Consider the following 24022-nt stretch of genomic DNA (forward strand, 5'->3'; position numbering starts at 1 on the left):
ATTACAGTTCCGAAGCATTGGCTACCCATGTTTTCACTTCTTCGGGGGTGGGATTGTTCAAATTCAGTTTGAATTTTTTATTCAATCCGCATACCTCCTGATGAAGCTTGTTGGGGTTCATCTCTTTGAGGTTTTTTACCTGGTTATACCCTGCCTGCTGGAGCGGGTCGACCCACTCTTGCGGTATCCCGATATCGGTATATTGCGAGGCAGCATCCTTTTTTGCCGTTTTTTCCGGACGCATTATCGGGAAAAGCAGTACTTCCTGTATAGAGGTTTGTCCCGTAAGCAGCATGGCAAGCCTGTCCATCCCGATACCCATCCCTGATGTGGGCGGCATACCGTATTCTAAGGCACGCAGGAAATCCTGGTCTATGAACATCGCTTCGTCATCCCCTTTTTCCGAGAGGCGGAGTTGCTCTTCGAACCGTTCGCGCTGATCGATCGGGTCGTTCAGTTCAGTATAGGCGTTGGCCAGCTCCTTCCCGTTGACCATCAACTCGAACCGTTCGGTCAGTTCGGGATTTTCACGGTGGCGTTTGCAGAGAGGCGACATCTCGATGGGATAGTCGATGATGAAAGTGGGCTGAATATATTTTCCTTCGGCCTTTTCACCGAAGATCTCATCGATCAGTTTCCCTTTACCCATTGTCTCATCCTGTTCCACACCCAGTTGTTTGCATACATCCCGCAGTTGGTTCTCGTCCATCCCGCTGATATCGATGCCGGTATGTTCCCTGATGGCATCGAGCATGGTTACCCGTCTGTAGGGTGCCTTGAAATCGATCTCGGTTTCACCTGACTTCACCTTCGTCGTTCCGAGTACTTTCATCGTGACGAACTCCAGCATCTGTTCGGTGAATTCCATCATCCATTTGTAATCTTTATAGGCAACGTATATCTCCATTACCGTGAATTCCGGATTGTGCGTGCGATCCATCCCTTCGTTGCGGAAATTGCGCGAGAACTCGTAAACGCCTTCAAATCCGCCCACGATCAGCCGTTTCAGGTAAAGCTCATTGGCAATTCGAAGATAGAGCTCAATATCAAGTGCATTCAGGTGTGTAATGAACGGGCGTGCGGCAGCTCCGCCGGGAATACTTTGCAGCACGGGAGTATCCACTTCCAGATAACCATAGCCGTTAAAAAACTCACGCATGGCATCGAAGATACCGGTCCTTTTCACAAAGATATCTTTCACCCCGTCATTCACCAGCAGGTCTACATATCGCCGTCGGTAACGCAGTTCGGGGTCGGAGAATTTATCATAGGCTACACCGTCTTTCATTTTCACGACAGGCAGCGGTTTCAATGATTTTGACAGCAGTGTGAGTTTTTCCGCATGTACGGAGATCTCCCCTGTTTTTGTGCGGAAAACAAAGCCCTCCACACCCACGAAATCGCCTATATCGGTCAGTCTCTTAAATACGGTATTGTAGCACTCTTTGTCTTCACCGGGACAAATATCGTCACGGGTAATATAGACCTGTATGCGGCCTTTGGAATCCATCAATTCGATAAAGGATGCTTTTCCCATGATGCGGCGGCTCATAATGCGGCCTGCAATACTTACCGGACGGTGTTCGGCATCGTCACTGAATTCGTTTTTTATATCTGTGGAATAGGCGTTTACATCATACAGGGCGGCGGGATAAGGTTCTACGCCCAATGCCCTCAACTCCTCCAGGCTTTGCCGGCGTATGATCTCCTGTTCACTCAGTTCTGAATTGTGCATAAATAGGATTGTTTTCGCAGCCATTTTCACCCCCTCCCTAATGGATACCGACGAGGCAATGGCACTTTGCCTGCAAAAGTACAAAATAATTCACTAATATGGATATTTTGAATTTTATTCTACTGTTTCTTTCAGGCTTTTCCCCGTGTTTAGATAATCAAACAAATTTATTCCGTATAATCAGTCTAAATTACGGAAAAAATTCTTTAATTAGAAATTATTATTTATTTTTGTAATATTATTTGTGCATTGTGATAATTTATTCCGGAGAATCCGGGTAAAAGTGTTGGTATGGCCGACATTTTGTTAATTCTTGCACCCTCTGAAGATGGATATTGATCGGGTAAGTGAAATAGTAAACGGGGAACTGCTCTTTGCACCGGACATCCCCAACCGTTACACGAGTGCTTTTGCATCGGATCTGATGAGCGATGTGCTGCGTTATTATATGGAAAACACGCTCCTGATAACAGGCTTATGTACTTTGCAGGCTATCCGCACGGCGGAGATATCCAATATTTCTTGTGTTATTTTCGCTCGCGGTAAACGGGTCTCGAACGAGATGATTCAACTGGCAAAAGAAAATAATATAGCGGTCATTGAATCCGGATTGACTGTGTTCGATATCTCCGGTAAGCTTTATCAAAACGGATTGAAACCGATTTTGGGATGAAAATAGAGTACTATATAGAAGGGGGTAATTTCAGCACCGCGGGTAGTGCGAGTTCGGAAGTAAAGAAAACATTGAAGCAGTTCAATATTTCCCCCCTTCTGTTGCGAAAGGTCGCGGTTGCGCTTTATGAGGCGGAGATGAATGTGGTAGCCCATGCTTACCGGGGTATTATGAGCGTGGATATTCAACCGTTCTGTATCTGGGTAGTGGTGGAAGATGAGGGCCCCGGTATCGAAGATATCGGAAAAGCTATGGAAGAGGGGTTCTCCACGGCAACGGAAGAGGTTCGCCAGATGGGATTCGGAGCGGGGATGGGATTACCCAATATTAAAAAGAACAGTGATGAGATGACGCTCACTTCCACCCCCGGTGTGGGAACACGATTGGAATTGAGCTATTTCGTTAAACTAAATAATTAGAGGACAAGCTTAATGGAATAAAATTCCAAAAACCAGGTTCACTCTTTGTTCTTTATTTTTTACTTTTTATTCTAATGAAAGACAGGAACTATGCCCATTCCATACAGATCGACCCGGACAGATGCATCGGATGCTCGCATTGTATGCGTGTATGTTCCACAGGGGCTATCCGCATCGTGGACGGGTATGCGTGCATACAACCCGAAAGATGTGTCGATTGCGGTGAGTGTTTTCGTGTCTGTCCGCAGCGGGCGGTCTATGCAAAAGATGATGGGCTTGCCTCTCTTCCCCCGGAGAACTACAAGATCGCCCTTGTGCCTTCTGTTTTTATCGGCCAGTTCCCTTCAGAGTATTCCGCCACACAGGTTTTGAATGCCGTGAAACAGGTTGGTTTCGATGAGGTGTTCGAAGTGGAGCAGGCGGTGGATTTCATGAAGGAAGCCTACCGCTCCGTGGCGAAAGGAGATCCCCCGCATCCGCTCATCAGTTCCTATTGTCCCGCGGTCGTACGGCTTATCCAGGTGCGGTATCCTTCACTTACCGAGCAGATCATGTTGTTAAAAGCGCCTCACGACATTGCCGCGCTTTATCTCCGGAGGTCGAAAGTGAAAAAGGGTATCGGTCCGGAAAAATTATCTATTTATTATGTTACTCCCTGTGCCGCAAAAATTGTGGCCGCCCGCGCACCGGTAGGAGAAGTGAAGTCGCCTATCGACGGGACTGTCAATATGACGGAGATCTATAATAAGGCATCTAAAATCTTACACAGTTTCAAAAAACCGGGGTTGCACAAGACGTTCGCCAACATGAGCCCCGATTCGGTCAACTGGTCGTTATCCGGAACCGAAAAAAAATATTTTCCCGGGAGAAGCCTTGCTATTGACGGGATGGATAATGTGATCGAGTTTCTGGAAAAACTCGAATCGGGACATATCTCCGATATCGATTTTCTGGAGATGCGCGCCTGCGACCAGGGTTGTGCGGGCGGTATCCTGTGCCCGGGGAACAGATTTCTTGCAGTGGAGAGGCTGGAACAACGCCAGAAGAGATTGCAAAAACTGAAAGATGCCGACAACGGAAAGGTGAGGAACCCGCTGATGGACTACAAAGAGACGCTTCATGCAGTGTCGGGTGTCGATCCTGTCTATCCGCGCGGCGGCCTTTTGCTGGATGAAGATATGGAAAAAACCCTCATTAAACTGCAACGTATCGAGAGGTTGATGACTTATTTCCCCGGCTTCGATTGCGGAGCCTGTGGCGCACCCGGTTGCAGAAACCTTGCGGAGGATATTGTGAAGGGAAAAGCCAGCATTTCGCATTGTGTTTTTGTACAGCGTGTTATGGAGAAAAATTATAAACTGAGTCCTGATCAGGCCTTTGTAGTCATAGAGAAGATATGGGGGAAGAACAGGCTCAATAAATACAGGGATTCACATGGGAACCAGTCTGAATAAACTGAAAGAGGAGTTACGATATGAGTGTCTGTCCGGCAAAGAATGGCTCGGCACAACTGCGGACGGCGCTTATGTATCCGATCTGCTGAGCGACGTGATGGGTAAGGCGCAGCCCGGTATGCTCTGGATCACCTCGCAGGTGCACAGGAATATTGTGGCGGTGGCTTCGCTGAAAGAATTGAGCGCCATTATCGTGATCAACGAACGGAAAGTAGATCAGGAGGTGCTGGAGCAGGCCGACTCCGAAGGGGTGGTCATCCTTGCATCGGGAAAACCTGCCTTTGAAACCGCGGGGGAACTGTACCGGTATTTAATCCGATGAACGCCGATCTGCATATACATACCTGCCTCTCTCCCTGCGGAGATCTGGAAATGAGCCCGCGCAACATTGTCCGTATCGCGAAGGAGAAAGGATTACGGATGATCGCGATCACCGATCATAATAGTACGCGGAATGTACCGGTTTGTATGGAGCTGGGCGAACGGGAAGGTATTTATGTGATTCCCGGCTGTGAGGTGAATACACGGGAAGAGGTACATACGCTCTGTTACTTTCCGCACCTGCAGGCGATGGAAGCATTTCAATCTTATCTGGATGAACGGATGACCGATATGAAGAATGATCCTGATCGCTTTGGATATCAGGTAGCCGTGGATGAAAACGACCGGATCGTCTATGAAGAAGAACGATCATTATTTATGAGTATAGAGGAGGGAGTAGAAGGTGTAGCGGACCAGGTGCACCGGCTGGGTGGCATTTTCGTGCCGGCGCATATCGACCGGCCGAAGAACAGCCTGATCAGTCAACTCGGTTTTATACCCTTTGACCTGAAATATGAAGCGTTGGAAATTTCGAAGGCGACAACGCCCGGAGAATTTCTCAAAGAGCATCCCGAGTTGGAGGGGAAACGTTTCCTGCAAAGTTCAGACGCCCATTATCCTGAGGATATTGCCCGCGCCTATACCCGGTTTGAAATGGAGGAATTGAATTGGAGAGGTTTTACGGATGCGCTTTTTAATGGCCGGTTCGGGACATACCGTGACGGAACCGGCCGTATACCTGGATCAGCCTTTCCGGAAAGAATATACAATATAACACAGGAGACGGGTTATGATTGATCTGGCCATGCATATGATGGATATCGTGCAGAATTCCCTCCGCGCCGGCGCCGGGAAGATCGAAATCGAGCTGTTGGAGAATAGTCGTGACCATACGTTGCAGTTCCGGGTAAAGGATGATGGCAGCGGCATGGATGGGGAAACGGTGAAAAAATTGGGCGATCCCTTCTTTACTACCCGCACTATCCGGAAGGTCGGATTGGGAGTCCCCTTTTTGAAAATGACCTGTGAACAGGCGGGGGGTGCATTGAGTGTATTTTCGGAAGAAGGTGCGGGGAGCGTTGTCGAGGCAGTTTACCGGACCGACCATCCCGACTGCCTGCCGTTGGGTGATATCGCCGGGTATTTGGTGCTTTTGTTGAGAGCGAATCCCGAAGTCCATTTCCGGTTTACCTGCCGGATAGACAAAGCGGAATTTATCCTGGATTCGGATGTTTTGAAGGAGCAGCAAATTGAATTGGAACATCCTCAGATGCTGGCTGCAGTGAAAGAATATATCCGGGGGAACCTCAGGGAGATCTACGAAAAACAGCCGTCACGCGGATTTTTATGCATGTGAATAAGAACAAAGATTCAAGATTTCAGGATTTTAAGATCCCAAATCCCAAATCCCAAATCCCAAATAATAAAAAGAGTATAAACAATTAACTTTGAATAAATATGGATGGAATCAAAACACTCGCCGACCTGAAAAAGAAACAGGAGGAGGTGAGGTACCGCATGAGCCTCAGAGACAGGGCGGAGGATCCCGACTCGCTGGTCCAGGTGAAAGTGGCAATGGCCACCTGTGGTATTGCTTCGGGCGCCAAAGAGGTGATGGAGTTCTTTATAGAGGAACTCGACAAAAGAAAGATCGACGCGGTCGTCACACAGACGGGCTGTATGGGATACTGCTTTGCGGAGCCTACCGTAGAGATTACCCTGCCGGGCAGGGAGCCGATGGTCTTCGGTTATGTGGATACCCGGAAAGCCGACGCGATCATCGAGCGTTATATCAAAGAAGGAGAATTGGTGGATGGTATCATCCCGCGGAATTACAATACCATTTGAAATACTGTTTATGAGTCGATACAAAATGCATTTACTTGTCTGTGGCGGTACCGGTTGCCACTCTTCCGAAAGCAACCTGGTATATGAAATGCTGCGCGACGAAGTGGAAAGAAAGGGGCTGAAAGGAGATGTGCAGGTCATTCGTACCGGATGTTTCGGTTTTTGTGAAAAGGGGCCCATCCTCAAAATCCTGCCTGATAATACTTTTTACACGCAGGTAAAGCCGGTCGATGCCAAAGAGATCATCGACGAGCATATTATCAAAGGCCGACGGGTATACCGGTTGCTCTATACCGACCCCGAAACGGAAGAGCATGTCCCCGATTCAAAACATATGGGATTTTACAAGAAGCAGTTGCGTATAGCGCTTCGGAACTGCGGCTCCATCGATCCTGAGAATATTGACGAGTCTATCGCGCGTGACGCCTATCAGGCGTTGGGAAAAGTGCTTACCGGGTATACCCCCCGGGAGACTATCGACCTGGTCAAACGGTCGGGATTGCGGGGCCGCGGCGGCGCCGGTTTCCCTACCGGATTAAAATGGGAGATCGCGGCAAGGAATGACGCCGCTCAGAAATATGTGGTCTGCAATGCCGATGAAGGTGACCCCGGCGCATTCATGGATCGTTCCATCCTGGAAGGCGACCCGCATTCCATCCTCGAAGCGATGGCTATCTGCGGCTATTGTATAGGCGCCACAAAAGGGTTGATCTATATCCGTGCGGAATATCCGCTGGCCATCAAACGATTGAAAATTGCCATTGCACAGGCGCAGGAATACGGATTGCTGGGAGACCATATCTTCGGCACCGGTTTCAGCTTCGACATCACATTGAGATATGGCGCCGGCGCATTTGTCTGTGGTGAGGAAACCGCGCTTATCCATTCCATGGAAGGGAAACGGGGTGAGCCGTCCAACAAGCCGCCATTCCCTGCGCAGAGCGGATATTTAGGAAAACCGACCAATGTGAACAATGTGGAGACTTTGGCTAATATACCGGCGATCATACTGAAAGGGGCTGAATGGTTCTCCTCTATCGGTACGGAAAGGTCGAAAGGGACGAAAGTGTTCGCCCTTGCGGGTAAGATCAATAATGTGGGATTGATAGAGGTGCCGATGGGTATCACCCTGCGGGAGATCATCTATGAGATCGGCGGCGGCATAAAGAACGGGAAAAAGTTCAAGGCGGTACAGACCGGAGGGCCGTCGGGGGGCTGCCTCACTGAAAAGCATCTCGATACGCCTATTGATTACGAAAGCCTGACTGCAGCAGGTTCCATGATGGGATCGGGCGGGATGATCGTACTGGATGAAGATGACTGTATGGTATCGGTGGCAAAATTCTACCTCGGTTTCATTGTGGAGGAGTCCTGCGGAAAATGCGCTCCCTGTCGCATAGGTAACAAGCGGTTGCATGAAACCCTCGGGAGGATTACCGAAGGAAAAGGAATGCAGGAGGATATTGAGAAACTCAGGAACTTAGGAAGTGTCGTCAAAGATACTTCTTTGTGCGGTCTGGGGCAGACATCTCCCAACCCGGTACTCTCTACACTCGATAATTTCATGGATGAATACATGGAACATGTCCATGATAAAAAATGCCGTTCGGGGCAGTGCCGGAATCTGCTCTATTATGTGATATCGGAGGAGGACTGTATCGGGTGCATGGCTTGTAAAAGGGTGTGTCCCACACATGCTATCAGTGGTGAAAAGAAAGAGGTGCATGTAATTAATCAGGATATCTGCATCAAATGCGGCGCCTGCATGGAGAAATGCCAGTTCGATGCTATCAGCCTGAAAAATGATTATCCCAGAGAGGTGGCAGCAATTAGCAATTACTAATTGCCAATTACCAATGAATCAGCGGGACACAAATCCTGAATTACAAATCAGCGAAGCTGAATCTTGAATCTTGAATTTTGAATCTGAAATCAAAAAATATGATTGAACTTACAATAGACAATAAAAAGGTGCGGGTGGAAGAGGGAACCACCATCCTGAAAGCAGCCCGGAAAGCAGGCGTGGAAATACCCACACTGTGCCACTTCGAACTTTGCGACATGGGTATAGAGAATAAACCGGGCGGATGCCGTATCTGTGTGGTGGAGGTGGAAGGACGCCGTAACCTGGCCCCTTCCTGTATGACCGGGGCCCAGGAAGGAATGGTAATCCATACCCACAACATAAGGGTATTGAACGCGAGAACGACAGTGCTGAAGCTGATCATCTCCGACCATCCGTTCGATTGCCTGGTCTGCGCCAAATCGGGACAGTGCGAACTGCAAAGCCTCGCCATACAATTCGGTATCAGGAGCCAGCCCTATGGCGGGGAGCAATCCAGATACCGGAAAGATACTTCTCCTTCCATCATCCGTGATGTAGACAAATGTATCATGTGCCGCAGATGTGAAATGATGTGTAATGAAGTACAAACCGTAGGTGCGCTTGCAGCAGTGAACCGCGGATTCATGTCGGTAGTGGCGCCTGCTTTCGAGATGAACCTCGAAGACTCGCCCTGCACCTACTGTGGACAATGCGTGTCGGTCTGCCCCACCGGCGCGCTGACCGAAGTGGATCATACCAACGATATCATCCGCGCCCTGAGCGATCCCGCCAAAACGGTTGTGGTACAGACGGCTCCCGCCGTCCGCGCGGCCCTGGGAGAGGAGTTTGGCCTGCCCCCCGGCACGCTGGTCACCGGAAAAATGGTCTCCGCACTTCGGGAACTGGGGTTCGATTACGTGTTCGATACCGATTTCAGCGCCGACCTCACCATTATGGAAGAGGGGACAGAACTGCTGCAACGTCTTCAGGGACACCTTTCCGGTGACCCGACTGTACGGCTGCCGATCCTCACCTCATGCTGCCCGGGATGGGTGAATTTTTTTGAGCATAATTTTCCCGATCTGCTGGATGTACCCTCTACGGCAAAATCGCCGCAACAGATGTTCGGCGCCATTGCCAAGTCTTACTTTGCCGAAAAGACAGGGGTGAAGCGGAAAGATATGATCGTGGTCTCTATCATGCCCTGTCTGGCAAAAAAGTATGAGTGCCAGCGGGATGAATTCAAGGTGGATGGCAATCCCGATGTAGATTACTCCATCTCCACCCGTGAGCTGGCTGCTTTTATCAAGCAGGCCAATATCGATTTCCTGAACCTTCCCGAGGGGGACTTCGACGATCCGCTGGGAGAATCGTCCGGCGCCGGTGTCATCTTCGGCAATACCGGAGGTGTGATTGAGGCAGCCTGCCGTACGGCATACGAACTGTATACCGGCAAGACCTTGGAAAAAGTCGATTTTCATGCGTTGCGCGGGATGGAAGGTATCCGGTCCGCTACGGTCGATTTCGACGGACTGCAACTCAATATAGGCATAGCGCACGGGCTGGGGAATGCCCGTAAGCTGCTGGATGACGTGAGGACCGGCCAATCGCAGTATCATGCGATCGAGATCATGGCCTGTCCGGGAGGATGTATCGGCGGGGGCGGGCAGCCTTATCACCATGGTAACAGCGAGATCCTCAGTAAACGCGTCGCGGCGATCTATTCTGAAGATGAACGCAAGACAATCCGCAAATCACACGAAAACCCGTCCATCATCAGGCTTTACCAAGAATATTTGGGTAAACCCGGAAGTCATAGGGCGCATGGTCTGCTTCATACGGAATATTTTCCGAAGAGTAATGAGGTTACCATTCATTTGCGTGGTTAGCTGAGTGGAAAAGGTGAAAAGATGAAGAGCTGCGACAGGGGGATGAAAATTCCAAATCTTGAATCTTGAATTTTGAATCTGAAATCTGAAATCTGAAATCAAAATAGTTATGAATCAGAAGATAAATATAGCGCCTGCGGTGTTTGAATATATGGAAAAGGTGACCGGCACTGACGGTATAGAGGTGAAAGTGAATCTCCCCAAGGAGAAAATAGAAAAGATCAACGGCATCTGCGATGGTTTCGGCAATGAGCCGGGGGAGCTGATCAATGTGCTGCATGAAGTACAGCATGCGTTCGGATATATACCGGCGGAAGTGCAGGATGTGGTAGCTCATAATCTGCATCTGCCCGTCGCGCAGGTATATGGTGTGGTCACTTTCTATACTTTTTTCTCCATGATCCCCAAAGGGGAGCATCCTGTCTCTGTCTGCACCGGTACGGCCTGTTATGTCCGCGGCGCCGAAAGGGTACTGGAGGAATTCAGGAAAGAATTGAATGTTGAGGTAGGGGAGACTACACCCGACGGCAAGTTCTCGATCAACTGCCTCCGTTGCGTAGGCGCCTGCGGCCTTGCACCGGTGGTGTTGGTAGGTGAGAAGGTATACGGCCGGGTGTCGCCTGATGGGGTGAAGGCGATCATTGGCGAGTATAAAAAATAAGATGGTCAATCATTCGGAAACAGTGGCAGATTGACCGGGGTTCTTTCGAGCATTTTGGTCGCCCTTCTGAAAATTCCATGCAGGTACGCCAGCGCCATTCCGTAGTTGGTTACCGGGATACCCGCTTCGATAAACGGACGGAGCCGGTTGAGTAATTGCTTGCGGGTAACCATGCATCCGCCACATTGGATAACGAGGGAAAAATCGCGTATGTTCGGGGGGAGCTCCGAGAGCCCCGAGACAATTGTGAAATACAACTTTTTCCCGGTGAACTGTTGTAGCAGTTCCGGGATCTTTACCCTGCCGATATCGTCGCAACTGGTCTGGTGCGTACAACTTTCCAACAACAGGATATGATCGCCCTCCTTAAGCCGCGAAATGTGCGGCGTACCTTCCAGAAAAGCGGTGAAATTGCCTTTCAGGCGCGCGAAAAGGATACTGAAGCTGGTCAATGGAATATCTTCCGGAAGCGCCTTCGCCACGATATCGAACACCGAACTGTCGGTGACCGCCAGAGCGGGCCTGATACCCAGTCTCAAAAAGTCGGGGATCTCACTCTCCCTCACCACTACTGTGACGCACCTATTGTCTAATGCATCGCGGATGGTTTGATTCTGGGGAAGGATCATCCGCCCTTCCGGCGCCTCACTATCGATAGGTGTGATGAGTAACACCACATCTTTTGGACGTACCAGGTCGCCGACAAGCGACCTCCTTTGAAAAGCCGTTGTTGGGATAATTCGTTTTAGTGCGGTAATCAGCCTGTTCTTATCGGCCGGGTTGATGGTGCTGAAATCGATGATCTCCGCGTTGGAGTGCTGTTTAATGGCGGTTATGGTGATGGCGGCGATCTTATCGATATCGTTTTTGTTATGGGCGAAGAGGTAAGGCACCTCATTTTTTTTAAATTGGTCGATCAGTTGCACTTCATAATCGCCGAACTGATTGCCGGCAATCAACAGGATGGCGCAATCGACTTTCCGGATCACTTCCTGCGATTTCTGGATTTTTTTCTCCCCGATCTCCCCCAGGTCGTCTATCCCGGCAGTATCTATCAGTATGGCGGGACCGATGTCGAAAATCTCCACCGATTTTTTCACAGGATCAGTCGTCGTTCCCGGGAAATGAGACACAATGGAGATATCCTGTCCGGTGAGCATATTGATCAACGAACTTTTGCCGGTATTCCTGCGGCCGAATATGCCGATATGTAAACTGTTAACGCTCATAACTACCGATAGAGATCCCTTTCGCCCTGTTTAATCCTGTTTATCTTTTCCCCTACTTCATTCCGCATCTTTTCATTCAGCCCGGCCATATTTTTTTCTATCACTTTCCAGCCTTTTTCCGCTGTTGCTACAGGAGCGTAATCTGTTAGGTATTCGGCCAGTGTGAGGATGGCATTGGGTGTACAGAATCGTTTGATAAAGCCGGGAACGGAAAACTCCATGAAATGTTCCCCGGTCCTGCCGAGGCGATAGCAGGCTGTGCAGAACGAGGGAAGCATCCCCTGTTGCAATAGTTCATCAATGACTTCATTCAGTGAACGGTCGTCGTTGATACGGAACTGGCTCCTGTTCAGGTCCAGATTCTTCTGTTGGGAAATATAGCTGCCCAGTTCTATTTTTGTTCCCCCGTCGATCTGCGATACCCCGTACTGTATCAGTTCGTTACGCAGAGCTGCCGGCTCGCGGGCGGTAAGGATCATACCGGTGTAGGGCACTGCCAGCCGAAGGATGGCTACCAACCGGGCAAATTCCTCATCGGAAGCGAAATAATGACTACCCATCCGGAGCATTGAAGCATCTTTGATCCTGGGAAAGGAGATGGTGTGCGGCCCTACGTTATAGCATGCCTCCAGGTGGTTGGTGTGGCGCACCAGCCCCATCACCTCAAAACGCCAGTCATAGAGGCCGATCAGCGCGCCGATTCCCACATCATCCAGGCCCGCCTCCTGTGCCCGGTCGAGTGAAGTAAGCCGGTGGTCATAATCGGATTTCTTTCCCCGTATATGGTAGGTTTTGTAAGCCTCCCGGTGATAGGTTTCCTGGAACACCTGATAGGTGCCGATACCTGCCTCTTTCACGATCCGGAACCCTTCTACATCCAACGGCGCCGCATTGATATTCACCCGCCGGATCTCACCCTGCCCTTTCTTCACGCTATAGGCTGTTTTCACCGTCTCCGCGATGAATCCGGGATTGTATTCGGCATGCTCCCCGAAGACCAGAATCAGTCTTTTCTGCCCACTCTCCTCCAGCGCTTCGATCTCTTTTACAAGCTCCTCCCGGGAAAGTGTTTTTCGCACCTGTTCGCTGTTCGATACCCTGAAGCCGCAATAGGCACAGTCGTTGGTGCATTTGTTACCCACATAGAGCGGGGCGAACAGTACGATACGGTTGCCGTATACTTCTGTTTTGAGTGCTTTGGCTCCCTCTTTGATGAGCCTTACCGATTCCCCGTCGGTTGCATTGATGAGGATAGCTGTCTCCTCCAGGTTCAGGCGATTTTTCGCCAGCGATTTATCGATGACCTGTTGCACCTTTCCGGGAGAGGAGACCGTACTATTCAGATAGTCCCATATTTCATCCGCATCTATAAACGGCTGCATGGGAATGTCCGGAACGCGGTATTGTTGGGGGGTAAATTGCATACGATTTTTATTTCCTCACTTAATCACAAAGATAACATTATCAGAACGATTTTGCCCTATCACTGCCGAATAAATTTTTATTTTAATTCAATGATGTTCGTCTTCTTTATGAAAAATATATACCTTTGTGAGCCGGAATCATTTTGTTCTTCAGATAAGCATTCCGGGAATAAATTGATGGAAAAAATAAGCATTTCATGTCAAAAGTTGATTTCAGGGGTTTGGGTGTGGCCTTAATCACTCCTTTCAAAGAGGATAGCTCCGTAGATTACGAAGCGCTTTCCCGGCTGGTGCAATTTCACCTGGAGAGCGGCACTGATTATATTGTAGCATTGGGTACCACGGCCGAGACTCCCACACTTTCAAAGGAAGAGAGAGCCGATGTGGTCCGTTTTATCGTAGAACGGGTAAATGGTAAGATACCCGTGGTGATAGGTATCGGCGGCAACAATACGGCCGATCTGGTCAATGACCTGAAAAATACCGATTTTTCAGGTATCAGCGCTGTTTTGTCTGTCACCCCTTATTATAACAAACCCACCCAGGAAGGACTTTATCAGCATTATAGCACCCTGTCGCAGGCATCCCCGCTGCCTGTCATACTTTATAATGTGCCCGGAAGGACCGGCGTGAATATGACGGCCGAAACTACGCTGCGCCTGGCCCGGAACTGTAGCAATATTACTGCCGTGAAAGAGGCTTCGGGCGACCTTGGCCAGATCAAGGCAATCATAGATGGTGCTCCGGCAGGGTTTCACGTTATTTCGGGCGATGATGCCATTACTACCGATGTGATCGCGCTCGGAGGAATAGGGGTGATCTCGGTATTTGCAAATGCCTTTCCCGGTGAGATGGCATGGTTGGTGAAGAGCGCCCTTGAGGGCAATGCCGCTGATGCACGACGTAAGATGAATGACGACTTTGAGACACTGTTCCATCTTATGTTCGTGGAAGGTAATCCCGCGGGTGTGAAAGGCCTGCTCTATCTGAAGGGAATGGTAGAAAACAGGCTTCGTCTGCCGTTGCTTCCCGTAAGTGAAAAAACGCTTCAGGAAATAAAAAAGGAACTTGCCAGGCTCGCATGATCGAGTCTGTACTTTTTTCGCATGTTTTACCCTGCCGGTATGTTAAAAAACGATTTTTTATAGGATAAAATCGTGAAATTAAAATAGAATGATATAAATTTGCGATAAATTATTCGAAAAAATAGAGCAAATGAGATTTAAGTTAGAAAATAATACAACACTTCCCTTGTGGTTAACAAACCTTAACGGGAGGGGGCAAACCGCTTTATAATCTCCTAAAGCTTTATCTATCTTCTCTTAAAAGGTTATCATCCCATTTTATTTATGTTTTTGGTTGCATGTCGAAGCCTGTTTGTTTTTCACCCTTTTCTTTGCAGGAATAGGGGTCTTGATTGCCCAGACACAGGTACGGGGTACCGTGGTGGACGAATCGGGCGACCCGGTGATTGGTGCTACCATCCAAATCAAAGGGACATCACAGGGAACCGTTTCTGATGCCGACGGTAATTTTAACCTGCCTGCCCCTGCCGGTGGGACGTTGGTTATTTCCTATGTTGGATACCAAACACAGGAAGTGCCCGTGAGTGCAAATGTGAGGGTAGTGTTAAGTGAAGATGCCGAGATGCTTGAAGAAGTGGTGTTTACTGCTTTAGGCTTAACGCGGGAGAAAAAAACATTGGGTTACGGTGTTACTTCTATTTCGGGTGATGAAATATCACAGGCACAAACAGTGAACCCCATGCAGGCTTTGCAAGGGAAAGTAGCCGGCGTTGATATATCATCAGCTCCCAGCCCCGGCGGTACCCAAAACATTGCTATTCGTGGTTTTAGTTCATTTGGGAATAATCAACCTTTGTATGTGGTGGATGGAGTACCCATCACCAATGCCCAAAACCGTTCAGGGAGCGACCTGAATTCACAAACAGACTTCGGCTCCGGTATAAATGCACTGAATCCTAACGATATAGACAATATTACTGTGTTGAAAGGCTCGGCGGCATCTGCTTTGTACGGATCGCGTGTGGCGCAAGGGGTGATCATGATTACCACCAAATCCGGGAGAAATACAAACGGAGAATTACTCGTTGCTTATGATGGAGGTATCACGGTACAGCAAGTGGGGCGTCTCCCTACTGAACAGACAATGTTCGGCCAGGGATGGAGTGGAGACCGCGCCCTGTCTTTTTTTTATCTGGTAGCGTGGAGGCGACACACCTGATCTGTCGGTTTTTTTAAAAAGAGGCGGTAGAAAAGATTTTGATGGAGCGAGGAAGAGGAAAATATGGAATAGGTTTTGAACGATGTCTACGGAATTCTTGTCCTTAATATTTCAGGATTTTGCCGGCAGTCCCAAATAGTTACAATGACAACTATCTGTTTGTCTTTATCGATACGGTAAATAAGTTTGAAAAGAAAATACCGTTGTGGTAATCTTTTTCCGCTTTCTCTATCGGAGCTTTCAATTTTTCTTCTGTCCGTGGAATATTCAAAAAAATGTCTGTGTGTTTTAAACTGCGATAAAATGCTATTTGTTCTTTTACAAGATCTTCATCCTTTTCGTTCAGGAATTCTCTTATAAATTCTAGCTTTGCAGTATTTAATTCTGTTGTTGTCATTCTTCTTAATTTAAGTTGTAATTTCTATCAGGCTCTTCGCTTGGCTTTCGTTCTATATTTTACTAGTTCGGCATTGTGAATGTGTACCGAACAAAATATTTTTGTACTTTTGTATAAGAATATAAATCATATGAAAGGAGCATATAAATTAATTTGAGGATAGGATTATTTGGTGATGTGTTGATTTGAGCTGCAAATCGTTAAATCTGTAAATCGACGAATTAAGAATGTCTTTCTTCTTTGCTCTTTCTTCTTTGTTCTAAATAAATCAATCGTATGAAACGAGTTGTATATGTCATTATCGTTTTAGCTGTTATGATCACCACAAGTTGCACACAGCAGAAAGCGGGGCAGCCCCAGGAGCGGCTCGATCTCGCTAATCTCGACACCACGGCCGCCCCGGGGGGGAGTTTTTATCAATACGCTACCGGAGGATGGCAGAAAGCCAATCCTATTCCCGATGAATATGCGAGGTATGGTTCTTTCGATCAATTGCGCGAAGAGAACCAGGTACAGATCCAGTCCCTGATAGAGGGACTCGGAAAGAATGAGAATCCCACAGGCTCTAATGCACAGAAGGTAGGCGACCTCTATAAGATAGGTATCGACAGCGTGAAACTGAATGCCGATGGGGGGGAACCTATGCGTTCGCAATTAGAAGAAATTGCGGCGGCATCCGGCAAGAAAGATATAATCAGGCTGGCAGCCAGGATAAGCCGTTACGCCTCTAATCCCTTTTTCGGGTTCGGCGTGGGTCCCGACGACATGAACAGCTCCATGAATATCGCGTACCTTTACCAGTCAGGTATAGGTATGGGCGACAGGGATTACTATCTGTTGCAGGATGATCACACCAGAATGGTGCGCGGTGAATACGGAAAGCTGATAAAAGCACAGTTCCTGAATGCGGGCTATAGCGATGGCGATGCGGGGAAAGCTGCCGTCAATGTGTTGAACGTCGAGACGAAACTGGCGGAAGCGCACTTTACCAGAGAGATGCGCCGCCAACCGGAACTCAACTATCATAAAATCCCGGTGGTGGACCTCAATACGCAGGTTGCCCCGTTCGAATGGACATATTATTTTGAAGAGATGGGCGCTGCCGGTATCGACAGCCTGAATGTTGCCCAGATCGAACCGGTGAAAACAGCTGTGGCAATCATCGACAGTGAGCCTGTAGAGGTGTTGCGGGACTATCTGAGCTGGAAAGTGATTAATTCTGCCGCCGGTTATCTCAGTGATGATTTTGTCAATGCCGATTTCGAATTCTACGGCAAGACGCTGAGTGGCAGCAAAGAGCTTCGCCCGCGCTGGAGGAGAAGCATCGACGCTGTCAACGAGTCACTGGGCGAAGCGGTCGGCCAACTCTATGTGCAAAAATATTTCCCGCCGGAAGCCAAGGAGCGGATGCTTGTACTGGTGGATAACCTGAAAACGGCGTTGAGCGAGCGTATCGGTAGTCTCGAATGGATGAGCGATGCTACGAAAGAAAAAGCGCAGGAAAAGCTGGGTACGTTTATCGTGAAGATAGGATATCCCGACAAGTGGAAAGATTATTCCTCTCTCGAGATAAAGAATGATTCCTACTGGCAGAACAGGATACGTGCCGCTGAGTTTGCCTATGCCGAGATGATCGACGAACTGGGCAAACCGGTCGACAGAACCAAGTGGTACATGTCCCCCCAAACGGTCAACGCCTATTACAACCCTTCTTCCAATGAGATCTGTTTTCCCGCCGGGATCCTTCAGCCTCCGTTCTTCTATATGCACGGTGACGATGCGGTCAATTACGGAGGTATCGGCGTGGTGATCGGACATGAGATGACCCATGGCTTCGACGATCAGGGGCGTAAATTCGATAAAGAAGGAAATCTGGCCGATTGGTGGACTGCCGAAGACGCACAACGGTTTGAGGAGAGAGCCAACGTGCTGGTTGATTATTTCGACAACATTGTGGTGCTCGATACCGTGCGTGCCAACGGCCGCTTTACCCTGGGAGAGAATATTGCCGATCACGGCGGTTTGCAGGTTTCCTATCATGCATTCTTGAAAACGCCGCAGGCACGCTCGGGTGAACAGATAGACGGGTTTACCCCGGCGCAGCGTTTTTTCCTGAGTTACGCCGCTCTGTGGGCGGGTAACGTACGCGATGCCGAGATTCTCCGCCTCACGAAAATTGATCCGCATTCACTGGGGAAATGGCGTGTAAACGGGGCCTTGCCTCATATCGGTGCGTGGTATGAAGCATTCGGTATTCAGCCTTCCGATCCGATGTATCTGCCCGAAGAGGGACGTGCATCCATTTGGTAAGGAGACCGGCCATTACCGGTGACACCAGGCATTGAGCTATTTGAAACAACTGCCCGGATCGGGATTAATCATCAAATAATCAAATCATTAAATCAACAGATCATAGATATGTTTTCAGGAATTGTAGAGGAGGCGGCAACTGTTGTAGCGCTTCACAGGGACAGAGGGAACCTGCATATTACGTTGAGATGCTCCTTTGCCGGAGAGCTGAAAATAGACCAGAGCGTGTCGCACAACGGCGTATGTCTCACCGTGGTCTCCACCGAAGAAGATAGCTATACCGTAACGGCTATTCAGGAAACCCTCAACCGGTCGAACCTCGGCCTGCTGGAGCCGGGCAGTAAGGTGAACCTGGAGCGCAGCATGCCGATAAACGGGCGTCTCGACGGCCATATCGTGCAGGGACATGTGGACCAGACCGCTATTTGTACGGATGTCACAGAGGCCGGCGGCAGCTGGTACTATACCTTTGAATACGAGTTTGACAGGGAGATGGCCAAAAAAGGGTATATGACGGTCGACAAAGGTTCCGTTACGGTGAATGGTGTCAGCCTTACCGTGGTGGAGCCCACCGACAACAGTTTTAGGGTGGCCGTTATCCCCTATACTTATGAGTATACCAATTTTCATCAGATAAAAAAAGGAATGGTGGTGAATCTTGAGTTTGATATTATCGGTAAATATATCAGCCGCATAGCTGCACTAAACGCTGGAGAGAGGACTTAATATGGATTTTCTCGAATTTGTCTCTACCCGCCAGAGTGATCGGTCTTTTGATCCCATGCGCCCGGTGGAGAAAGAAAAAATTGAACGCATTGTGGAAGCGGCACGGCTGGCCCCTTCTGCCTGTAACGCGCAGCCGTGGCACCTCATTGTGGTGGATGATCCGGAACTGAAGAACAAAGTGGCCGATGCTACTTCTGCCCGCGCGCTGGGGATGAACCATTTCACCAAACAAGCGCCGGTACACATTGTACTGGTGGAAGAAAAAGTGAATCTTACTTCCGGCATTGGTGGGTGGGTAAAGCAGAAAGATTATGCCCAGATGGATCTCGGGGTGATTGCCGCGCATATTGCACTGGCGGCCCACGCCGAAGGGCTGGGATCCTGTATTCTGGGCTGGTTCAATGAGCCTCAGATGCGTGAGGTCTTGTCGATCCCCGACTCTAAGAGAGTATGGCTCGATATTGCCATTGGGTATAGCGTACAGCCGCTGAGACCTAAAAAACGCAAACCGGTTGAAGATGTGGTCTCCTACAACGGCTATAAGCATAGTATAAAAAAATAGTCACAAAAAAATATTTGAATCGTTTATAAACATTAAACTTTAATCTTTTTAACATGATGTTTGTTTCTATTTTTGGTGGCATCGTAAAAATATGTCATCTTTGTACACTCGAAAATATTTTATGAAACAAGGAGGCTAAGAGCTGGTTATATATCCGAAACAAATGAATATTAGGAAAAAACGTTTCTTTTTATTGATCGCTTTTTTTACGATTACCACAGTCATTTTCGCACAGCAGGTAGGGTCTAATTCACCCTATAGCCGGTATGGATATGGCCTTTTAATGAATCCTGTACCCGGTGCTTCCGAGGCGATGGGAGGGATCAGTTACGGGCTCCGAAGGAGTCAGCAGGTGAATTGGGGCAACCCGGCATCCTACTCGAAAATCGATACGCTCACCTTTATTTTTGATGTAGGAGTTTCGGGACACCTTGCCCGGATGAATGACGGTACGAACGACCCGCGGGACTTTTACAATGGTAACCTCGATTACGTTGCCATGCAGTTTCCCTTGCTACGCAATGTGGGAGCCAGTATAGGCCTTCTTCCCTATTCGAAGATGGGATATAATTTCGGAGCGGTCCGTTCTTTGTCGGATACCCAGTATTATGAAAAATACAGGGGTACGGGCGGATTAAGCCAGCTATATGGCGGTATCGCCTGGGAGCCATTCAGGAATATTTCCATAGGGGCCAATCTCTCTTATCTGTTCGGCAATTTCTCGCGCAGCAGCGTAGTTATTCCAGGCTCCGGGTTAGTGGGAGAGACCAAATATAGCTATTCCTTCCGTGAACTGAAGTATGATCTCGGGATCCAGTTCACTTATCCTGTCGATAAGACCCGTTCGGTTACGATCGGGGCCGTTTATTCACCTAAGCTGAATGCTACGGCCGATGTGAATCCTACCGAGATGCTATATAGCAGCGATCCGTATGAGAATCCATGGTTGCCGCCTTCCCAGGTACTGCAGGCCGATACGTTGAAGAATGCTTCCTTCCAATTGCCTCATACGTTTGGTGCGGGTATCACATACAGTACCGGCCGGTTTTTGATGGGGTTGGACGGAACTTACCAGCTATGGAAAAATATGGAATATCCTGACGTACTGGATGATCTTACTCAGGAAGACCGGTTTAAGGATGCTTTCCGTATCAATGCCGGTATGGAGTATGTCATTGATCCGATGAGTCAGAATTTTTTCCACCGCATGCGGTTCAGGGGGGGGCTTTCCTATGCCAACTCTTATAGCAATTTCAGCGTGAATGATCCGGTGACCGGTAATAAGACAGCTACCGGCAGTTTCAATGAATACGGAATTAACGTGGGGTTGGGACTGCCTTTCAGGGATTATATGTCGGGTCATACCTCCATGCTCAATATCGGTTTCGGCTATACGAGACAACAGCCCGATGCAGATTACATGATCAGGCAGGATATGTTTAAGATCACTGTAAATGTGAATATAAACGAGTTCTGGTTCTTTAAACGGCAGTTTAACTGACGCTTTACGGGTTGGGAAAGGAGTGGAAAAAACGACAGGTGTTTAAACTTTTCTTTTAACACTTTGTCCAACCCACAGAATAGACGTTATGGTCATTCTAATTGAACTAAAAAAACAATTTAAACATCAAGGAATATGAGAAAGTTATTATTATCGGGGTTGATAGCTATTGTGGGAGTAGTTGCCGCCTCTGCCCAGAAACCGGGATATGACCCGGTGAAAGCACCTTACGGGCATGGTCAGGACAGCGTGGACTGTCGCTTGAATTTAAGTCTTATGCAAACATCAGCCAAGGCGGAAGATTATACCGGCGCATTGAAACCATGGATCTCCGTCTATGAGAATTGCCCCGCTTCGAGTAAGAATATTTATATTTACGGTCCCCGTATTTTCAAGGCGCTCTATGGTGCCGAAACAGATGCGGCCAAGAAGAAGGAATACCTCGACAAGGTGATGGAGGTGTACGATGCACGCATGAAATACTTTAGTGAGGACGATGCCAAAGGGACGATCCTTGCCTATAAAGCTTACGACTACATAGAGTTGATGGGCGAGCAGACCGATCAGTCGGTGGTTTACGATATGTTGAACGAGGCTATCGGGGAGATGAAAGACAAGATGAACCCGCTCGATGCCTATTCTTATTTCATGGTCGCCTCTGTGAGCGAATATCTGAAGGATAATTCTAAAAAAGACCGGTATATTACCGATTATTTCAATGTGGTTGGTTATGTGGATCAGGCGATTGCCAACGCCCGGGCAGCGAATGACGAGAGCAGCGCAGATTACCTGGGAATGGTGAAAGAAGGTATTGTGAAGGGATTTGTCAACAGTGGCGCCGGCGATTGCAAGACACTCACTGAATACTATGCCGATAAGGTGGAGCCGAATAAAGGGGATAAAGTATTCCTGAATGAAGTGCTGGATGCGCTGGGTTCAGTAGGTTGTTCGGAGACCGATCTTTATTTCGCCGCTTCCGAATACCTCTATAAGCTTGAACCTTCGGCAGGAGCCGCTCTCGGATTGGCGAACAAGAGCCTGAGAGATAAGGATTATGAAACGGCTGTAAAATATTATGGAGATGCTGCCAGAATGGAGACCGACAAGAATAAAGCATCCGATTATATGATGCAGCTGGCAGGGATTTTCTCTAACCAGCGTAATTTCGCAAGGGCCAGACAAGCCGCCTACGATGCTTTGGAGTATAACCCGAACAACGGAGATGCATATATCCTGATTGGCCAGCTCTATGCCAGTTCGGCAGGCAACATATTCCCCGAACCGGAAAAAGCGGGATTGGTATACCTGGCGGCAGTGGATAAACTGCAAAAAGCAAGATCGGTTGATCCCAGCGTGGCAAGCGAAGCAAATAGTCTTATTAATCGCTATTCTGCCGCCTTTATGGATACCGAAACAGCCTTTATGATGGGTATTAAAGCCGGTGAGTCGGTATTTATTCCCGGTTGGATCGGGGAAACTACCACCGTTCGTTTGAGATAATTCAGACAGTCTGATTAATTGGATAAATATTGGAAAACCATCTTTACATACAATATTTACGGCGCATAACAATCATTGTTTCAGTGGTTGTTATGTCGCTTTTTTCCTGTAAAGACAAGAACGAGAATCTGGTAGCGTTTGCCTACGATCCGGAATCGGTGCCGACCATGATTACCACTTCCGCCTCGCAACTTATTTCGGACTCCGGTGTTACCCGTTATAAACTGGTAGCCGATTTATGGTTGGTTTATGACAAGGCCAAAGAACCGTATTCGTTCTTTCCGCAAGGACTCTATCTGGAGCGGTTCACCCCTGATTTTGAGATTGAGGCGACCGTGGAGGCCGATACGGCATGGTATTACACCACGAAAAACCTGTGGAAATTAAAAAAGAATGTCCATGTGGAAAATATGAAAGGAGAACAGTTCGACAGCGAAGAACTCTTCTGGGATGAGAAGAATGGGAAAGTATTTTCGGAAGCATACATCGAGATCAAGAGTGGTCTCACGGAATTGAAAGGATATGGGTTTGAATCGAACCAGTCTATGACCGATTACCGCATTTTCCGGCCACACGACGGGAAACTTCCTTTCTCCGAGACTGCACCCGCGGATTCCCTTCAATCAGACTCTTTGGAGGTGGAGGAAGCGGATTCCTTAGAGAGGATGAATTGAAAATAGGGGATGAATTGAAATAAGTGGAGATTAAATAAACAATTAAACAGTGCATCGATGTGGAACCATGCAGAAATAGGGTGGTGGATTGCATTCCTGTTTCTCTCTCTTTTCTTTTCAGGAATAGAGTCGGCATATATTGCCGCGGGTAAGTTGCAGTATATCGTCAACAGCCGTTCGCCCCGGCCTTACAGTTATATGCTGGACATCATCTATAGTCGCTTCCGCCGGTTTCTGGCTACGCTGATGGTGGGCCGTATCATCCTGCTTGTCTTTTTCGTTTATTTTACTGCCCTGATCGTCTACCATTATTCAAATGACACGCTGCATTATGATTGGATGAAAATATTGCTGATCATCGCGGCCGCTACGCCCTTGCTTTTGCTGACGAATGAGTACCTGCCGCGCATCCTGTTCGGGAAAAATCCCGATCTTTGGGTGAAACTGTTTCTCTTACCTGCTTTTTTATTCTATATATTGCTTTATCCGGTGGCCGGACTGTTTGTAGCCTTTTCCCAGGCAATACTCCGGTTGTCAGGCGTCAACTTATCCGGATCGGTGCAGGATGACGTTTTTTACAGAGTCGATTTCGATGCCGTCATAGAGAAAAAAACAGGCAATATATCGAAG

At 48.4% G+C, this 24022-nt stretch carries 23 protein-coding genes; 19 read left to right on the forward strand and 4 right to left on the reverse strand.

The window, feature by feature from the left end; translation table 11 throughout:
• Position 1: 1 nt before the first annotated feature.
• Positions 2-1735 carry a lysine--tRNA ligase gene (gene lysS / locus Q0502_RS08685; protein ID WP_298649688.1) on the reverse strand — a complete coding sequence of 578 codons (1734 nt, stop codon included), beginning with the start codon at positions 1733-1735 and terminating at the stop codon, positions 2-4.
• A 328-nt stretch (positions 1736-2063) separates the two neighbouring features.
• Here lysS and Q0502_RS08690 point away from each other — a divergent pair, with 328 nt between their 5' ends.
• The 10 genes from Q0502_RS08690 (at position 2064) to Q0502_RS08735 (ending at position 10825) form a co-directional block, all read left to right on the forward strand.
• Positions 2064-2408, forward strand: coding sequence for a DRTGG domain-containing protein (locus tag Q0502_RS08690; protein WP_298649691.1), 345 nt, complete (start codon positions 2064-2066; stop codon positions 2406-2408).
• Positions 2405-2827: an ATP-binding protein gene (locus tag Q0502_RS08695; protein WP_298649694.1), complete on the forward strand. Its 423-nt coding sequence runs from the start codon at positions 2405-2407 to the stop codon at positions 2825-2827. Before Q0502_RS08690 ends, Q0502_RS08695 begins: the two co-directional genes overlap by 4 nt.
• A gap of 74 nt (positions 2828-2901) precedes the next feature.
• Entirely contained in the window at positions 2902-4281 is a 1380-nt protein-coding gene (locus Q0502_RS08700) for a [Fe-Fe] hydrogenase large subunit C-terminal domain-containing protein (protein ID WP_298649696.1), read from the forward strand.
• Positions 4262-4603: a serine kinase gene (locus tag Q0502_RS08705; RefSeq protein ID WP_298649698.1), complete on the forward strand. Its 342-nt coding sequence runs from the start codon at positions 4262-4264 to the stop codon at positions 4601-4603. The genes Q0502_RS08700 and Q0502_RS08705 overlap by 20 nt, the downstream gene beginning before the upstream one ends.
• Positions 4600-5400: a PHP domain-containing protein gene (locus tag Q0502_RS08710; protein WP_298649701.1), complete on the forward strand. Its 801-nt coding sequence runs from the start codon at positions 4600-4602 to the stop codon at positions 5398-5400. The genes Q0502_RS08705 and Q0502_RS08710 overlap by 4 nt, the downstream gene beginning before the upstream one ends.
• Positions 5393-5959 carry an ATP-binding protein gene (locus Q0502_RS08715; protein ID WP_298649703.1) on the forward strand — a complete coding sequence of 189 codons (567 nt, stop codon included), beginning with the start codon at positions 5393-5395 and terminating at the stop codon, positions 5957-5959. Before Q0502_RS08710 ends, Q0502_RS08715 begins: the two co-directional genes overlap by 8 nt.
• 101 nt (positions 5960-6060) lie before the next feature.
• Positions 6061-6450 (forward strand): (2Fe-2S) ferredoxin domain-containing protein, encoded by a 390-nt coding sequence (locus Q0502_RS08720; RefSeq protein ID WP_298649705.1) that lies wholly within the window; start codon positions 6061-6063, stop codon positions 6448-6450.
• 10 nt (positions 6451-6460) lie between these two features.
• Complete coding sequence (locus tag Q0502_RS08725) at positions 6461-8293, forward strand: NADH-quinone oxidoreductase subunit NuoF (protein ID WP_298649707.1); 1833 nt, start codon at positions 6461-6463, stop codon at positions 8291-8293.
• 98 nt (positions 8294-8391) lie between these two features.
• On the forward strand, positions 8392-10164 hold the full coding sequence (locus tag Q0502_RS08730) for an NADH-dependent [FeFe] hydrogenase, group A6 (protein ID WP_298649708.1): 1773 nt from the start codon (positions 8392-8394) through the stop codon (positions 10162-10164).
• 151 nt (positions 10165-10315) lie between these two features.
• The gene (locus tag Q0502_RS08735) at positions 10316-10825 is read left to right on the forward strand and encodes an NAD(P)H-dependent oxidoreductase subunit E (RefSeq protein WP_298649733.1); all 510 of its coding nucleotides are present in this window, start codon (positions 10316-10318) and stop codon (positions 10823-10825) included.
• A gap of 5 nt (positions 10826-10830) precedes the next feature.
• On the opposite strand, the gene hydF is transcribed toward Q0502_RS08735, so the two are convergent.
• Both hydF and hydG read right to left on the reverse strand, forming a co-directional pair.
• A complete protein-coding gene (hydF, locus tag Q0502_RS08740; protein ID WP_298649709.1) occupies positions 10831-12054 on the reverse strand; it encodes a [FeFe] hydrogenase H-cluster maturation GTPase HydF in 1224 nt (407 codons plus the stop codon).
• A 2-nt stretch (positions 12055-12056) separates the two neighbouring features.
• Positions 12057-13478, reverse strand: coding sequence for a [FeFe] hydrogenase H-cluster radical SAM maturase HydG (gene hydG, locus Q0502_RS08745; RefSeq protein ID WP_298649711.1), 1422 nt, complete (start codon positions 13476-13478; stop codon positions 12057-12059).
• A gap of 197 nt (positions 13479-13675) precedes the next feature.
• On the opposite strand from hydG, the gene dapA reads away from it, so the two are divergent.
• A complete protein-coding gene (gene dapA, locus Q0502_RS08750) occupies positions 13676-14563 on the forward strand; it encodes a 4-hydroxy-tetrahydrodipicolinate synthase (RefSeq protein WP_298649712.1) in 888 nt (295 codons plus the stop codon).
• A 274-nt stretch (positions 14564-14837) separates the two neighbouring features.
• Positions 14838-15722: a TonB-dependent receptor plug domain-containing protein gene (locus Q0502_RS08755; RefSeq protein ID WP_298649713.1), complete on the forward strand. Its 885-nt coding sequence runs from the start codon at positions 14838-14840 to the stop codon at positions 15720-15722.
• Positions 15723-15873: 151 nt separating this feature from the next.
• On the opposite strand, the gene Q0502_RS08760 is transcribed toward Q0502_RS08755, so the two are convergent.
• Positions 15874-16119 carry a hypothetical protein gene (locus Q0502_RS08760; RefSeq protein WP_298649715.1) on the reverse strand — a complete coding sequence of 82 codons (246 nt, stop codon included), beginning with the start codon at positions 16117-16119 and terminating at the stop codon, positions 15874-15876.
• Between the two features lie 276 nt (positions 16120-16395).
• On the opposite strand from Q0502_RS08760, the gene Q0502_RS08765 reads away from it, so the two are divergent.
• The 7 genes from Q0502_RS08765 to Q0502_RS08795 all read left to right on the forward strand — a co-directional run.
• Positions 16396-18429: a M13 family metallopeptidase gene (locus Q0502_RS08765; RefSeq protein ID WP_298649717.1), complete on the forward strand. Its 2034-nt coding sequence runs from the start codon at positions 16396-16398 to the stop codon at positions 18427-18429.
• A gap of 108 nt (positions 18430-18537) precedes the next feature.
• Positions 18538-19155: a riboflavin synthase gene (locus tag Q0502_RS08770; RefSeq protein WP_298649719.1), complete on the forward strand. Its 618-nt coding sequence runs from the start codon at positions 18538-18540 to the stop codon at positions 19153-19155.
• Between the two features lies 1 nt (position 19156).
• Positions 19157-19717 carry a nitroreductase family protein gene (locus Q0502_RS08775; RefSeq protein ID WP_298649721.1) on the forward strand — a complete coding sequence of 187 codons (561 nt, stop codon included), beginning with the start codon at positions 19157-19159 and terminating at the stop codon, positions 19715-19717.
• A gap of 163 nt (positions 19718-19880) precedes the next feature.
• Complete coding sequence (locus Q0502_RS08780) at positions 19881-21218, forward strand: hypothetical protein (RefSeq protein WP_298649723.1); 1338 nt, start codon at positions 19881-19883, stop codon at positions 21216-21218.
• Between the two features lie 135 nt (positions 21219-21353).
• Entirely contained in the window at positions 21354-22718 is a 1365-nt protein-coding gene (locus Q0502_RS08785) for a hypothetical protein (protein ID WP_298649725.1), read from the forward strand.
• 29 nt (positions 22719-22747) lie between these two features.
• Positions 22748-23392, forward strand: a complete 645-nt coding sequence (gene lptC / locus Q0502_RS08790) for an LPS export ABC transporter periplasmic protein LptC (protein ID WP_298649727.1) — start codon at positions 22748-22750, stop codon at positions 23390-23392.
• A 57-nt stretch (positions 23393-23449) separates the two neighbouring features.
• Positions 23450-24022, forward strand: a 573-nt coding sequence (locus Q0502_RS08795; protein ID WP_298649729.1) for a DUF21 domain-containing protein, incomplete at its 3' end; no start/stop codon positions are given.

It is taken from the genome of uncultured Proteiniphilum sp. (assembly GCF_937873925.1).
Taxonomy (GTDB): domain Bacteria; phylum Bacteroidota; class Bacteroidia; order Bacteroidales; family Dysgonomonadaceae; genus Proteiniphilum.